This is a genomic window from Streptococcus suis (assembly GCF_019856455.1).
Lineage (GTDB): Bacteria > Bacillota > Bacilli > Lactobacillales > Streptococcaceae > Streptococcus > Streptococcus suis_AE.
Window position 1 is genome coordinate 1,803,190 of sequence record NZ_CP082205.1, and the last position, 14,850, is coordinate 1,818,039.

Below are 14,850 nucleotides of genomic sequence, written 5' to 3' on the forward strand. Positions count from 1 at the left end.
TAGAAGTTGATTGTTTTTTTATTCTAGTGTACAGGTAAATCCACGAATTCTCAACTGGGGGTCTTTACATATTGTCTATAGATAGAACTGACGTTCATCAAATCAAGTCAACAGCGTATGATTTTGATTTTCTAAGAGTATTAATTAGTTGTCATATTGATAGGCCTCTCTGGGCATGAAAAGATGGACTTATTCATGAATTTCAAGTGGCAGACCATCAGGGTCAAAGAAGAAGGCCATCTTCTTCCCATCAAAATCATCTGTACGAAGGGCTTCGTGTCGAATGTCCAAACGGTCAAATTCTTCCAGACAGGCTTCCACATCTGCAACCTGGAAGGCTAGATGGCGTAGACCTGTATGTTCAGGATTGGGCATGGCCGGACGCATTGGCGCATCTGGTTTGATGAAAATTTCCAAGACCATATTTCCCTTTTTGACATTGAAAAGAATGTCATTTTTTTCTGGTCGGATATGTTCATCCACCTGTTCAAAACCTAGTTTCTCAACATAAAACTCTCTTGTTTTGTCATAGTCACTACCGATAATTGCAATATGATGAACTGCATCAAATTTCATTATTGTGTTTCCAATACCTTTCTAGGTTTTGTTCCTTCAGCTGGACCAATGACACCCGCTGCTTCTAGCTCTTCCATAAGGCGAGTTGCCCTGTTAAAACCAACAGACAAGCGTCGTTGAATCATAGAGGCACTGGCTTTTTGTGTCTCAACTACCAAGGCACGTGCTTCGTTGAAAAGTGGATCTCCTCCAGCATCACCAAAACCTGCATCGCCATCACCTTCTGCCACTTCACCTGGATCAAAGGATTCATCATAATCTGCATCTGCCTGATCCTTGATAAAGCCAACTATTGCTTCTACATCATCATCGGATATAAAGGAACCTTGCAAGCGGACAGGATGGTTTTCATCAATCGGTTTAAAGAGCATGTCACCGCGGCCCAAGAGTTTTTCAGCACCATTTTCATCTAGAATCGTCCGACTATCTGTACCGCTTGATACGGCAAAGGCGATACGAGATGGTACATTGGCTTTAATCAAACCTGAAATAACATCAACAGATGGTCGCTGGGTAGCAAGAATCATGTGGATACCTGCTGCACGAGCCTTCTGTCCCAAGCGAATAATGGCATCTTCCACTTCCTTGCTGGCTACCATCATCAAGTCTGCCAACTCATCTACGATTACCACAATGAGAGGAAGTGGAATCTGTTTTTCTTCTGAACGGCTATTAAATTCTTCGACCTTCGCATTATAACCTTCCAAGTTTCGGACACCAATCTGGCTAAACAACTCATAGCGTTTCTCCATTTCATCCACTACTTTTTGAAGAGCTCGAGCAGCCTTGCGTGGGTTGGTCACAACGGGAATCAATAGGTGGGGAATATCATTATAGACCGATAACTCGACCATTTTGGGGTCAATCATCATGAACTTAACTTGGTCTGGACCAGCTTTCATGAGAATTGAAGAGATGATACCGTTGACAGCAACAGACTTCCCTGAACCAGTTGAACCAGCCACCAATAGATGGGGCATACGTGCTAGGTTAAAGGAACGGACGGAACCATTGACAGCCTTACCGAGAGGAATTTCCAGAAGTTTGTCTGGGTCTGTTTTAGATTGTTCCCAGAGCTCACGGAAAGGTACTGTAGCCACTTCGGAGTTTGGAACTTCAATACCGACCAGTGATTTTCCCGGGATAGGAGCTTCAATACGGACATCTTTAGCCGCAAGGGCTAGAGCCAAATCATCAGCTAGGTTAGAAATCCGATTGACACGGACGCCGACTGCTGGTTTGACTTCATACTTGGTTACCGATGGTCCAATCTCAGCACGCTCAACTACTACCTTGATTCCAAAACTGGCAAAGGTGTCTTCTAAAACTTTAATATTCTGACGAACAATTCGTTTTTCATTGGACTGACTCTTAGCTTTTATAGGAGCAAATAAGTCTATGGACGGAAGTTTATATGCTAGTCTCTGCTTAGGCTTGAAATCAATCTCCACATCTGTCTCGTCCTTCTCAAACTCATTTGGTTCAGAAGCCTGGCTTGCCGAGTTTGATTGTGCTGGTTGGTCATCTTCTGCCAACATAATAGGAAATTCATCTTCTATGTCTAAGTGGTCATATTCTGAAATAATCGGTACTTGAACAGGCTCTTCTTCGAGGATTTCACCCGTTTCTAAATCGACATGTCTATCTACCAGTGCCAAAGCCCGAGCTGACTCTTCCTCTTCCTCTAGACGAAGGCGTTCCTCTTCTAGACGAGCTAATTCTTGCTGACGTTTTTCTTCTCGTTCAGCCTTCTTCTGTGTTCGAAGCTCTGCTCTTTTTACCTGCGTCTCCACCAACTTATCTTTGGCAACCGCCAAGCCATCGGCAACATCATAAACAGACCATGGGCTTACAAAAAAGATACCAAATGCTATCACTAGAAGACCGATGAAGAAGGAACCGACATTTGCAAAGAGGAAGGAGACTGGCAGATAGAAGATACTTCCAATCATCCCTCCGCCTAGAAATGCTGTTACCTGAAACTTAGCTAGGTCTGACAAGGCCAATTTTAGAGTATGACCGAATAAGTCACTCCCTTGATAGGTCCAGTCTAAGTAAGCCTGAAATTCAATCAATAACCCGATAACAATCAGCCAGAAGCCCGATATGGTCCCTTCTCTTTCGCGTAAGACTTTGGGAATAAGAAGGTAGATAAATGCACTCGCCAATAATAGATAGGCCAGACTACCAAATAATAGCCGGAAAATATTGTAGCTGGTCACTCCAAACACACCTAGGCGACTGGCTGCAAAGGCAATGAATAAAAGCCCCAATACTCGAAGGGTGATATTTTTAACACGTTCTTGCTGTGCTAATTCTGCCTTGGTTGGTCGCCTCGTAGCCTTTCCTTTTTTACTTGTCTTTCTCATAGATACCTCAACTTTCTCAATCTCTTTATTTTATCATAATCGGGAAGAATTTTCATGATAGAAAAAACCCTGCAAATACAGGGTTTCTCTTGGAGTGAAAGAATAATTTAGGGGGGACAATGTTATTTAATTGCCCGCTCACCTTCTACATAGAAGGTTGAAGTCAAGGTTTCTTGACCGTTGTTGACAAGGATTTCCACACAATTGGTGTCAACCAAGACCAACAAGTCTGTCGCTTTTACAGTAACTGCTCGGCGAACAGTTGACCATTCCTCCTCACCAACTTGCTGGATTTTGAGAGAGCTACGGTCGATATAGACTTCTTGGCTTTCCTTATCGTAGCCGAATTGCAGGTAATCTTGGTCGCTTCCAAGTTTTAGTTCCAAACTGTCTTCCAGTCTAAGAGAGAGCTTGCTTGGACCTTGGATACTTTGTCCAATTTCAATATCGCTGAAGGCTTCCAAGACACTTGTTGGCAGAACTTGGTGCAATCCGTTTTCAGTCTTCTTGAGAATGCGTGGAAGGGTCATCTGACCGTACCACTTATGGCCTAGGTCATTGGTCACCAACTTGCGTCCCCAGGTATGCATCCAAGCAATCATAACACGTTCGCCTTCTGGACCTTCGGTAGTCTGAGCTGCGTAGAAGTCATGTCCGTGGTCGATTTCCTTGAAGGAATCCGCCACAAAGACTTTCTTATCCCAGTCCACATGACCTGTCACAAAGATGTTGGAATTGATATTGATAAAGTCATTCCCGTCTTTTTGGTAACGCATTGGAGAGATAATCAGGTACTCTTGACCGTCCACTTCAAAGTAGTCAGGACATTCCCAGACAAAGCCTTGGTTGGCATCACCTTTCAAGAAGATAGACTCAAATTTCCAATCCGTCAGGTTGGGAGAGCTGAGTAAGACGATACAGCCGACATTATCCTTATGCTTGGTTGCGACAACAGAATAGTAGTGACCATCCTTCTCAAAAATCTTCGGATCGCGGAAGTCATTGGCAATGACTTCTTCTGGCAGTCCTTCTGCTGTTGCGACTGGATTCTGCTCGATTTTTTCAAAGTGAATACCGTCAGTCGAGAAAGCCATGTTCTGAACTTGGCTAACTGTCCCGTCTTCATTGACGATATGACCTGTGTACATGAGCCAGAGGACATCATCTTTGACAATGGCAGAGCCCGAGAAACAGCCGTCTTTATCGTAAGCTTTATCAGGAGCTAGGGCAACTGGAAGGTGTTCCCAGTTGACCAAGTCCTTACTTTTCGCATGCCCCCAATGCATTGGCCCCCAGACACTTTCATAGGGATTGAATTGATAAAAGAGGTGGTATTCTCCACGGAAATAGATAAATCCATTTGGGTCGTTAATCCAGCCTGTTTCTGGTGTTAAATGGGCGTGTGGTTTGAAAATCGGATTGACATTTCCTTTTTCTGTTTGAATAAATTGATTGGCTTCTACTACTGTTTTCACAGGCAGCCTCCTTTTAAATTACTGATTTTCTTTGTACTGATCGTAGTATTTTTGCTTGATAGCCAACCAGTCAGAAAGACCATAGCTTTCCAATTCTTTCAAGTAGCTATCCCACTCTTCTTCGATACCACCGTTTACAATCCATTCTGCACGTTTACGGTAGATGAAGTCGTTCATATCTGCTTCAACTTGGGCAATCTTATCCAAATCTTCTTGTTCCATGAAGACACGAGGGTAGATGTCATCGTTGGTCACATAATCAAGATAGGTTGCGTGCATCAAGTCCAAACGCCATTTCGCATCGTCTGGCATAGTTGTCACAGTTCCGTAGTACTCATCAAGAATAGCTAGCGGTCCACCAACTTCTGTCTTCTGACGCAATTCGCCTGGAGCTGTCCCCTCTAATGGCAAGTGTTTTAAGCTATTGGTTGCTTTGTCAAGTTCAAAAATATTTTGCTGTGTTTCATCCCCATAGGTACCCCAGTTGTTTTGGACCGATTGGAGCGGAGCGGAGCGTATTGGGCATCAATCCATTTAGCAGTTAATTCCAAGTTTTTATTTGCCGAGGTGATAACCATGCGGTCACGCTGGAAGCCCATACCGTTTGTACGTGTGATGTGCTTGGTTCCGTCAGGCCCTGCCAACACAGGCAAGATATCATAAGTATCGTTCATACCTGTAATGTTAGCTTTATCCCAAGTGAAGTAAACACCGTATAGATTTTCACTACCTTTGGCAATGTAAGTATTCCAATCTTGTTCAAACGCTTCCGGATCTAGAAGACCTTTTTCTTGAAGGGTACGCATGAACTCAACACCTTCTTTGTAGTCTTCATTGTCCGCTGTGAAGTCAACAGTTCCGTCATTGCTAACAACTAAGTGATCATCATTATCACCAACACCGAATGCCCCAAAAAGAATTTTGAAGTCTTCATTTCCTCCACCATTAATGAAGCCCATCGGAATTTCATCCGCCTTACCATTGCCATTTGGATCCTGTGTTTTAAAGGCTTCAAGGACCTTAATCAAGTCATCTGTTGTTTTTGGCATTTCAAGACCGAGTTTGTTCAACCATTCCTTGTTAATCCAAGCAATGTCATTAACGGTATGGATAGACTCCTTGCCCTCTCCTAATTCTTCAATCCATGGGAATGAATAGATATGACCGTCTGGTGCTGTAATCATGGAACGGTACTCTGGATTTTCATCCAAAATTTTCTTGAGGTTTGGCATATGCTCATCAATCAAGTCTTCAACTGGTACGATAACCCCTTGTTTTGCCCAGTTCATCAATTCCACATCGGAAGCACCATCATTATGGATGGCGTCTGGCAAATCACCTGAAGCAATGTCCAAGTTCCGCTTTTCACCAAAATCTGACTGGTAGTTTGTCCAATCGATATGCACACCTGTTTCTTCTTCTAAACGCTTGAAAATTAATTTTTCATTTGGATCTGCTGGAGCTAGAGGTGAACTAGCTGTCATGAACTTAAGCGTCACAGATTTCTCCAGCGGGAATTGAACATTTTTCAATTCATAATCAGGGCTTGATGCAGTATTTTTTGAGCCACAAGCAGCCAACAACACGGTACTTGCTAGAAGCGTAACAACTGTTTTTCCAAATGTGTGTTTCATCAGAAACAACCTCCTATATTGTTTTCTAAAAAATAATTAATACTTATTATACTCAATGAAAATCAAAAACAGACTAGGCGACGCAGATGCAGATAGAACTGACGTTCATCAAATCAAGTCAACAACGTCTGCTTTTGATTTTCGAAGAGTATTAACCTTTTAATGAACCAGCCATAATACCCTTGTCAAAGTATTTCTGGAAGAATGGATACATGACAATGAGTGGCAAGCTTGAGATGACAATGGTCGCATACTTAATCATTTCTGCGATGCGTTTCATTTCATTCATGGCGGCCTGGGCTCCAATCATGTCCTTAGCAGGCTCGCTTTGAATGAGGATTTTACGAAGTACTAGTTGGAGTGGCTCCAAGTCTGGATCCTTGATGTAAATCATGGCATCAAAGTAAGAATTCCATTGACCTACAAAGGCATAGAGGAAGAGCACAAACATAATTGGCTTAGCTAGTGGAATCATGATTTTCCAGAAAATCTGAAATTCATTGGCACCATCCATTACCGCTGCTTCTACTAATTCATCTGGCAAGCCTTGGAAATAGGTCCGTGCCAAGATGATATTCCAAACATTGACTGCACCAGGGATAATAATGGCCCAAACGGTGTTCAGCATTCCCAAATCTTTAACCAAGAGATAAGTCGGAACAAGTCCACCACCGAAGAACATGGTAAAAACGAGGAAGGCATTAATCCATTTTTTCCCAACCAAATCTTTTTTAGAGAGCGGGTAGGCAGTCATGACTGAGATAGCCACGGTCACGAAGGCAAAGGAGAAGGAATAAAAGAGGGAGTTGAAAAATCCGCGTAGGATAGACTTGTCTGAAAATACCCGTTGGTAACCTTCTACTGTCCAGTCCTTTGGATCAAAGCTAATTCCCTTGCTGACCAAGGCCTGCGGATCCATAAAGGAAGCGACTAAGATATAGACCATAGGCACAACTGTTATGAGAACAAGAAATGCCAGCAAGATTTTATTGACAATCAGCATTCGCTTGTCAAATTTTGTGTACATTTGTGTATTCATACGAACCTCCTATAAGCCTTGTCCATCATTGATGCGTTTGACAATCTTATTGACTGCAATCAGCAGGATAATATTGATAAGTGCGTTAAATAAGCCAACCGCTGTTGAATAAGAGTAGTCCCCTGACACCAAACCGATTTTATAGACATAGGTTGAAATGATTTCAGAACTGGTTAGGTTGAGGGAGGTCTGCATCAGGAAGGCTTTTTCGTAACCAACGTTCATGATGCCCCCAGCTGCTAAGATAAACTGAATGACCATAACTGGTTTTAGTGCTGGTAAGTCAATATGCCAGATACGTTGGAAGATATTGGCACCGTCTAGCTTCGCTGCTTCAATCAAGGCCGGATCGACATTGACCAAGGTAGCCGTGTAGAGTGTTGACGCCCAACCCATTCCCTGCCAAATACCACTGAGGATGTAGAGGGGTCTAAAGAAATCAGGGTCTGTCAGGAAGTTGGCTTCAATGCCAAACATACCTAGGATGGAATTGACCGGTCCTCCTACTGAGAAGAAGAGGAAAATCATACCGACAATGACCACGACTGAGATAAAGTTTGGAGCGTAGAGCACCAACTGAATCCGTTTTTTAGCCTTATCGCTCAATAGTTGGTTGAGCATGATGGCCAAAATAATGGGTGGGAGAAATCCTAGGAGTAGGCCGTAGACACTCAATTTCAAGGTGTTGGCAAGTAAGGTGCCGAAATTTGGAGAAGAGAGAAACTTGGTAAACTCTTCAAATCCAATCCACTCACTACCAAGCACCCCCTTTAAAGGATTATAATCTTTAAAGGCAATCAGCACTCCGTACATGGGAATGTAACGGAAGATGAAAGTCAAGACCAAGCCTGGTAGTAACATCAGTAACAAGAGTTTCTGTTGCTTGATTCTATCGAATAGACTAGCTTGTTGCAGTTTTGATGTTTTCATAAGAACTCCTTTTTGAAACGTTTCAAATTTATTGATTTTAGAAAGAGGTCTAACCCTCCGTTTTTTTAAAACGTTTCATTTTTCTTGTAAAAATAAAACCAACTGTTTATTGATGATTTTATTTTACCATTGTAACCGTTTTCTGTCAACCCCTATTTTCAATTTTTTGTCGTTTTTCCTTCAACATAGGAAATCGGCAAGGTGATTTGTTGTGGTTGCCCTTTTCTATCAATGATATCAATCAAACAAGCCACTGCTTCTTGAGCCATTCTTTCTAACGGTTGACGAATGGTGGAAAGTTCTAGAGAGCGTTCACTTGCCAACTGAATACCATCATAGCCAATCACCTGCACATCTTCTGGAACCCGTCGTCCCAGTTTTTCCAAAACAGCAAGTGTGTCTAGGGCCGTAAAATCATTGATGGTGAAAATGGCGTCAACCTGTGGATTGTTAATTAGAAACTCTTCGACTTGACCGACAAAGTCATCATATGGCTCTTCCAAGTCCAAGACATGACAAGGAAAACCTGCCTCTAAAATTCGCTTTTCAAAATACAATCTACGCTTCTTGGTTTCATTGATGGTTTTATTGTGCCCACCAATAAAGGCAAATTGGCTACCACCTTTTTCAATCAAGGTGTTCGCTGCTAGTTCTGCACCAGCTTGGTTGTCCGAGCTGACACAGGCTATAGCCTTATTCTCATAGGTGCGATCGATACTGACAAAGGGGATATTGGATGATAGATAATCATCAATAGGACTATAGGTAATGGCGATAATACCGTCCACCTTATTTTGCTGGAGCATGGTTAGGTAGTCCAGTTCCCGCTTAGGGCCTGAGATATTGCAAAGCAAGAGTTTGTAGTTCTTCTTGCTCAGGGCTACTTCGACATGGTAGGCAAACTCTCCAAAAAATGGATGCCAAACTGTCGGAATAATCAAGGCGATGGTTTCGGTTTTGTTCTTCTTCATGCCACGAGCATAGACATCTGGGATGTAATTCAATTCCTTGATGGCTGCTTTGACTTTTTCAAGCGTACTTTCCTTAATACCTGGCTCATTGTTGATAACTCTTGATACAGTCCCAACGCTTACACCAGCAACTCGCGCAACGTCTTTCATGGTGATTGATTTTTGCTCTTCCATGGTTTACCCCTTTCTTTTGAAACGTTTCAATAATTTACACTAGAATATCATTGATAGCGTTTTCTGTCAAGAAAAATTGACTTGTTAGCACATAAAAACACCCAAAAAGCTAGAATAATTCCAACTTTTGGGTGCCGTTCCAAAATCTTTTCTATTTTACTTGTACATCTTCTTCATTGGGTGTTTTGCAAGCACTTCTGGGTGATTATCGAGTACAGCTCTGCCTTTTTCCGTCAGGGCATAGCCACGGACAGTAAAGTATGGAGCCAGCTTTTCTTCTGTCAAGTTGTCCTTGAGGGCAGTGTCGAGGTCTGCCGCCTTCATCTTGGACAGGCCTGTCACGCCTTCTGCCTTGAGGATATTCTTCTTGGCAGTGGAGGTGATGTGGTCCAGCGAATCAAAGGCCGATTCCACATAAGCATAACCGTCTACGATCAACTGCTCCATGTGAGCAGGACCGTTGATACCATACATGTACTCAAAGTACTTGGAGTAGGGCGTCGTCGTTTCAAAAGAACCCAGGCTAATCCGCCATAGCAAAATTATATCACCTGGCAAAATACCTTCTTGCAGACGAACCATATTGCGTTTGGGCACTGGCTTAGCTTCTAAGAGCCAGGTCGCTAGGTCGCGTTCTGGGGAGATATAGGGTTTGACCTCGTGGTCTTTATACATTTCTTCAACACGATTCTGGAGTGACATTTACTTTACCTCACGAATTGCGTAATAATTTCCATCATTGTCTGCAAAGCTAATTACCTTCATGAAACCAAGGTCCATGACTGGATTCGTTGTGACACCACGTTCAACAAGTTCTTCGTAAGTTTTGGCTACATCTACTGATGTCATTAAGATTGATGGTGTACCTAAGTTTAATTCTGGCTCCATTTCAGCAACCTCCGCCTTATCATGAAGTACAAATTGTACCTCACTATCTGATTTAGGTGCAATAATGTAAGAAGTTTGGGGGCCTTGCACCTGTTTTTCTACACGTTCAAATCCCATTTTCTCTTTCCAAAATCGAGCTGAAGCCTCAATATCATTCACATATAACATAACTTGTCCGATTGATTGAATCATCTTAAATACCTCTTTTGCGTTGTACGAACATGTGTTCAAACCATTATACACTAGATAGGGATATTCTCCAAAGAAAAACGACTCTTAGAGCCGTTCAAAACCTAGGAAACGAGTCCCTTGAAAATGCAGGGTGCCTACATCTCCCTCTGCTAAAAGGGCATATTCATCTGAACGAAGGCGAAATTCCTGCCGTTTTCCCTCCCATTCAAACGTTACATAATAATTGGTTCGTGCTACTTCGTTACCAAAAACATGGGTTCGTTTAGAGACAAGCTTAGCCTTGCAAGATTCTTTGGGCGCCCGATTGTTGTGGTGCCATTCCATAAAATTTTTAATAATATGGAAACAAACCGTCGCTAATATGATCGCGGAAAAACTGTAGAAAAGGACCGTATGCCATACTAGGCTTCCATCTGGGGCAAACAAGTTCTCAAACATCATTATTCTCCTTTTGTATCTGTAAATATAGTATATCATATTATTGTTTTAGATACGCTTTTTATACTAGATAAAAATTGAAAAAATCCATATTTCATGGTAGAATGAGCATAATTTTGAACAAGACAAGAAAGGATTTTCAATGAAAAAAATACTAGCTCTTGCTCTAGCTTCGAGCATCTTGCTAACTGCCTGCACAAACAACTCGACAGCTAACAGCTCATCTTCTACAGCGTCTAGCTCTAGTTCAAGCTCGACTACGACAGCTGATACAACTGCCTCTAGCCAATATGCCAAAGATTTGGCATACGCCATTAACAATCCCAAAGCTACATTCCCCCAACTTTCCAATGAAATTGGTGAAAATGAGGCTGCTGTTAAAATAAAAACAACCGAAGGCGACATCACTATAAAACTCTTCCCCGAGCAAGCACCACTAACTGTGGAAAACTTTCTGACTCATGCGAAGGAAGGATACTATAATGGAACGATCTTCCATCGTGTCATTAAGGATTTCATGATTCAAGGTGGCGATCCTCTTGGAAATGGTACTGGTGGAGAGTCTATCTGGGCCGGAAAAGATACTACTATCGATGCTGGGAATGGTTTTAAAGACGAGATTTCAGCTTTCCTTTATAACATTCGTGGCTCACTTTCTATGGCAAACGCTGGCGCGGGAACAAATGGAAGTCAGTTTTTCATCAATCAAAATACAACAGACATGTCTAGCCAACTCTCCAGTTCTAGCTATCCTGGTAAAATCATTGACGCTTATAAAAACGGAGGCAATCCAAACTTAGATGGCAAGCATACCGTATTTGGTCAAGTCATTGAAGGGATGGACATCGTGGATAAAATCGCTTCAGTCGAAACAGACACTAGCGATAAACCTAAAACAGATGTTAAGATTGAGTCAATTGAGATCATTAAAGACTACACTAACTAGGTCAGACCAATAAAAAATGAAAACTTGAGAATTTCCTCAAGTTTTCATTTTTTATTACAATTGCTTTCCTTGTTTTCCATTATATAAACCCTTGAATACTTGATAGAGGATTGGTACAGCAATGATGGTCGTAATTGCAGTGCCATAGGTTCCTAAGATTCTACCCAAAGCTGCGAGGAAGGAAGCTGAGAAGGTTAACCCTCCGACAAAACTTCCCGTTAATGTATACTTCAATAGGTTCAAGATAATTTTTGTAATTGCCGCAACAATTCCAACCAAAATAATATTGGTTAAGCGATCATTTTCCTTGAGGAATTTCTCGTAAAACAAATGCAAAATGAAGCAGACGATGAGCGATTCTAAAATGGTAATCCAGGCAACGGAAGCATATCCCGACAGTAAATCAAAGATGCCTAGACCGAGTGAGGCTGCCAGCGCCCCTTTTTTGGCACCAAAGATTAATACTCCTACTACCACCAGAGCATTGCCTAGATGGACAAATTGACTCCCAAAAGGAATACGAATAAAGAAGACAACCACACAAATAAGGGCTGCAAATAGGCTAATTTCTGTTAATTGACGTAATTGACTCTGTTTCATAATTTCTCCTTTAATGTTTGAAATGCCTGTTGTAATTCTGCTAAAAATGGTTCGAAGTAAATCCCAAATTTCAAGTCTCTATCCAAAGCGAGAGTACGCTCTAAGCTCTTGTCGATAAAATCTAAAGCTAGAGGGATAGCTTGATGGAGATTGATTTGTTGGATGGTTGCTACTGCCAACAAGGTAGATAGAATGTCACCTGTTCCAAAGAAATTTGCTGGATATTTTTTAGACATATAGGTAGTTATTTCCCCTGTTTTCTGCTGAAAATAGACTACACCTATTTGGCTATCATCAAAGGAAATCCCTGTCAGTACAATATCTGCAGACACATGCTCTGCTAAAGCTTCCAGTAAGTCCTCAATAGCCGCCCTATCGTAGCAAGTTCCCAAATAATCCCTCCCTGTCAAAAAAGCTGCCTCTGTTACATTTGGGAGAATGAGCTTTGCCGACTGGATCAACTCTTTCATGGCTTCTACATAGGTAGATGTGAAACCTGAATACAACTTCCCTCCATCCCCCATGACCGGATCAACAATCAATGGTGTCTCTGTTTGTTTAGCATACATAGCCAATTGACTTAGTTGCTGAGGATTTCTACAGTAGCCAGACAAGATGCCTGCCAACTCCAAATTCAAGTTCTTCCACTGTTCAAAATAGGCTCGATTCAAGTCAGTCATATCTTCAACGACAACATCTGGAAAACCACCCGTATGAGAAGAAAGAAGTACCGTTGGTAAAAGAATCGTTTCTACCTGACAGGCTGCTGCAATTGGGATGCTAGTGGCTAGGGCAACCTTACCCACACCGGGCAAATCATTTGCAAGCAATAATCGCTGAACCATAACAACCTCCTAAATTATTTTTCTTAAACAAAATTGTAAAGTATTTTCACGAGCTTTTCAATAACTCTTATCAGAAATTGTATGGGGACAGATGGCTGAAACCTTATAATATCGGGCTCAAATTACTGCATAAGAAAAACAGTAACAACTTTTTGCTACTGCCATCCTATTTCAATGTATTGTTGTCAAAATCTGCTTAATTTTTCTCCAGAAAGGCAATCAGGATCTGGGCAGAACGTTCTCCTGCTTGAATGATAAATTCATCAAAGGTGATATTGGCATCTCCCTGAGCTGTGTCACTCATGGCACGGATAACCAAGAATGGCTTACCTGTATTGACAGCCGCTTGGGCGATGGCCGCTCCCTCCATCTCCACAGCCAGAACTTCTGGAAAATGTTCCTTGATGCTGGCAATCCTATCTTGACCTGCGATAAAACTGTCACCTGTCACAATCAGACCCACATGGCTAATCATTTCCTGCTCTGCTAAAACGGTTCTTAGCTGTTCTAACAAGACTTGGTCGGCTGGATAATACAATTCCTGCCCTGCCATTTGCCCGTAAGCATAGCCGAAAGCCGTTACATCCACATCGTGGTAAGCCAATTGATTCGCTACAACCACATCACCGATAGCAATACCTTCGGCAACAGCTCCTGCCGAACCTGTATTGACAATGACATCAACCGAAAAACGATCTGCCAAAGCAGCTACGGACATAGCTGACATAACCTTACCGATACCTGACTGAACAAGAACAACTTCATGTTGACCGATTCGTCCCTGATAGTAAGTTCGACCCAAGACATCGATTTCAGTTGCATCTTGTAGATGTTCGACCAAAATCTTTAATTCCTGAGGCATGGCTGCGATAATTCCAAATTTCATCTCTTCTCCTAAATAAATAATACTGCAATGATAAACATTATCAGTAAGATGATGACCCAAAAAAGGATTTTGTTTACCTTACTGCGGAAAGCTTCTCGCTTGATGGTTTCGATACGGCGACTTTTTACTACAGTAGGTTTGACCGGGATTCGGATCGTTTGTCCCTCTTCATATCCCTGATAATCTTCTTCTAGATATGGATCGAATAGAGCATCATCCATTGATATATCCTGGTTTGGACGATAGTGTCCAAACTGGCTAGATTGGTCGGAATACTGTTTCTTTTTCGCTTTCTCTAAAATTTCATCCGTCAACAAGGGCTTGCCCATTGCTAGTTTCCTACTTTCTCATGAGTTGTAAATATTGGATAGCCATGATGGTCTTTGCATCACAAATATCGCCAGTAGCCAACAAGTTCAAAGCCTCTTCCAAGGTTACCTCATGTAATTCGATAACCTCATCTTCATCCATTGGACGAGGATTTTCAACCTTGATAAGGTTATCTGCTAAATAAAGGCGAATTCGTTCATTACAGAAACCGATGGCTGAATAGAAATCTGCCAACAAGATCAGTTTGTCACTAGTATAGCCTGTTTCTTCTTCTAATTCACGCAAAGCAGCATCTTCAAGCGTATCTTCTTCGCCTAGCTCCAACTTTCCTGCTGGAATTTCATAGATAGCCCGCTCGATAGCCTTGCGGTATTGTTTAACCAAAATCATCTTACCCTCTGGAGTAACTGCTAAGACACAGACCGCTCCCTTGTGGAAAATCAGTTCGCGCTTACCAGTTCCACCATTTGGCAAGGCAACATCATCTACTACTACATCAAAAATGTGCCCTTTAAAAATTTCTGTCCGCTCAATGGTTTTTTCTTCAAAATTCATAC

The 14,850-nt window shown here is 42.0% G+C and carries 15 protein-coding genes and 1 pseudogene; 1 reads left to right on the plus strand and 15 read right to left on the minus strand.

Annotated features, from left to right (window positions below; genetic code table 11):
* Positions 1 to 189: 189 nt before the first annotated feature.
* The 10 genes and pseudogenes from K6969_RS08580 to K6969_RS08625 form a co-directional block, all read right to left on the minus strand.
* Positions 190 to 576, minus strand: coding sequence for a VOC family protein (locus K6969_RS08580; RefSeq protein ID WP_029174348.1), 387 nt, complete (start codon positions 574 to 576; stop codon positions 190 to 192).
* Positions 576 to 2,945: an FtsK/SpoIIIE family DNA translocase gene (locus tag K6969_RS08585; protein ID WP_171942768.1), complete on the minus strand. Its 2,370-nt coding sequence runs from the start codon at positions 2,943 to 2,945 to the stop codon at positions 576 to 578. The genes K6969_RS08580 and K6969_RS08585 overlap by 1 nt, the downstream gene beginning before the upstream one ends.
* Before the next feature lie 122 nt (positions 2,946 to 3,067).
* Entirely contained in the window at positions 3,068 to 4,420 is a 1,353-nt protein-coding gene (locus K6969_RS08590) for a glycoside hydrolase family 32 protein (RefSeq protein WP_171942767.1), read from the minus strand.
* Between the two features lie 18 nt (positions 4,421 to 4,438).
* Positions 4,439 to 6,054: pseudogene (locus tag K6969_RS08595) on the minus strand (ABC transporter substrate-binding protein).
* A 151-nt stretch (positions 6,055 to 6,205) separates the two neighbouring features.
* Positions 6,206 to 7,093, minus strand: a complete 888-nt coding sequence (locus tag K6969_RS08600) for a carbohydrate ABC transporter permease (RefSeq protein ID WP_023369721.1) — start codon at positions 7,091 to 7,093, stop codon at positions 6,206 to 6,208.
* Between the two features lie 9 nt (positions 7,094 to 7,102).
* The gene (locus K6969_RS08605) at positions 7,103 to 8,023 is read right to left on the minus strand and encodes an ABC transporter permease (protein ID WP_024379864.1); all 921 of its coding nucleotides are present in this window, start codon (positions 8,021 to 8,023) and stop codon (positions 7,103 to 7,105) included.
* A gap of 158 nt (positions 8,024 to 8,181) precedes the next feature.
* Positions 8,182 to 9,168 (minus strand): LacI family DNA-binding transcriptional regulator, encoded by a 987-nt coding sequence (locus K6969_RS08610; protein ID WP_029174344.1) that lies wholly within the window; start codon positions 9,166 to 9,168, stop codon positions 8,182 to 8,184.
* A 156-nt stretch (positions 9,169 to 9,324) separates the two neighbouring features.
* On the minus strand, positions 9,325 to 9,870 hold the full coding sequence (locus K6969_RS08615; RefSeq protein WP_029174343.1) for a hypothetical protein: 546 nt from the start codon (positions 9,868 to 9,870) through the stop codon (positions 9,325 to 9,327).
* A complete protein-coding gene (locus tag K6969_RS08620) occupies positions 9,871 to 10,248 on the minus strand; it encodes a VOC family protein (protein WP_024417350.1) in 378 nt (125 codons plus the stop codon).
* An 84-nt stretch (positions 10,249 to 10,332) separates the two neighbouring features.
* Positions 10,333 to 10,725 (minus strand): DUF2500 domain-containing protein, encoded by a 393-nt coding sequence (locus K6969_RS08625; RefSeq protein ID WP_314733773.1) that lies wholly within the window; start codon positions 10,723 to 10,725, stop codon positions 10,333 to 10,335.
* A gap of 103 nt (positions 10,726 to 10,828) precedes the next feature.
* Here K6969_RS08625 and K6969_RS08630 point away from each other — a divergent pair, with 103 nt between their 5' ends.
* Positions 10,829 to 11,632: a peptidylprolyl isomerase gene (locus K6969_RS08630; protein WP_105129212.1), complete on the plus strand. Its 804-nt coding sequence runs from the start codon at positions 10,829 to 10,831 to the stop codon at positions 11,630 to 11,632.
* A 54-nt stretch (positions 11,633 to 11,686) separates the two neighbouring features.
* On the opposite strand, the gene K6969_RS08635 is transcribed toward K6969_RS08630, so the two are convergent.
* From K6969_RS08635 to K6969_RS08655, 5 genes are all read right to left on the minus strand, one after another.
* Positions 11,687 to 12,232, minus strand: coding sequence for an ECF transporter S component (locus tag K6969_RS08635; RefSeq protein WP_024376767.1), 546 nt, complete (start codon positions 12,230 to 12,232; stop codon positions 11,687 to 11,689).
* Positions 12,229 to 13,077, minus strand: coding sequence for a pyridoxamine kinase (locus tag K6969_RS08640; protein WP_318816428.1), 849 nt, complete (start codon positions 13,075 to 13,077; stop codon positions 12,229 to 12,231). The genes K6969_RS08635 and K6969_RS08640 overlap by 4 nt, the downstream gene beginning before the upstream one ends.
* A 196-nt stretch (positions 13,078 to 13,273) precedes the next feature.
* Positions 13,274 to 13,963: a 5'-methylthioadenosine/adenosylhomocysteine nucleosidase gene (locus K6969_RS08645; RefSeq protein WP_318816429.1), complete on the minus strand. Its 690-nt coding sequence runs from the start codon at positions 13,961 to 13,963 to the stop codon at positions 13,274 to 13,276.
* 8 nt (positions 13,964 to 13,971) lie between these two features.
* Entirely contained in the window at positions 13,972 to 14,292 is a 321-nt protein-coding gene (gene macP, locus K6969_RS08650; RefSeq protein ID WP_024376764.1) for a cell wall synthase accessory phosphoprotein MacP, read from the minus strand.
* Between the two features lie 10 nt (positions 14,293 to 14,302).
* On the minus strand, positions 14,303 to 14,848 hold the full coding sequence (locus K6969_RS08655; protein ID WP_318816430.1) for an NUDIX hydrolase: 546 nt from the start codon (positions 14,846 to 14,848) through the stop codon (positions 14,303 to 14,305).
* Between the last annotated feature and the right edge of the window lie 2 nt (positions 14,849 to 14,850).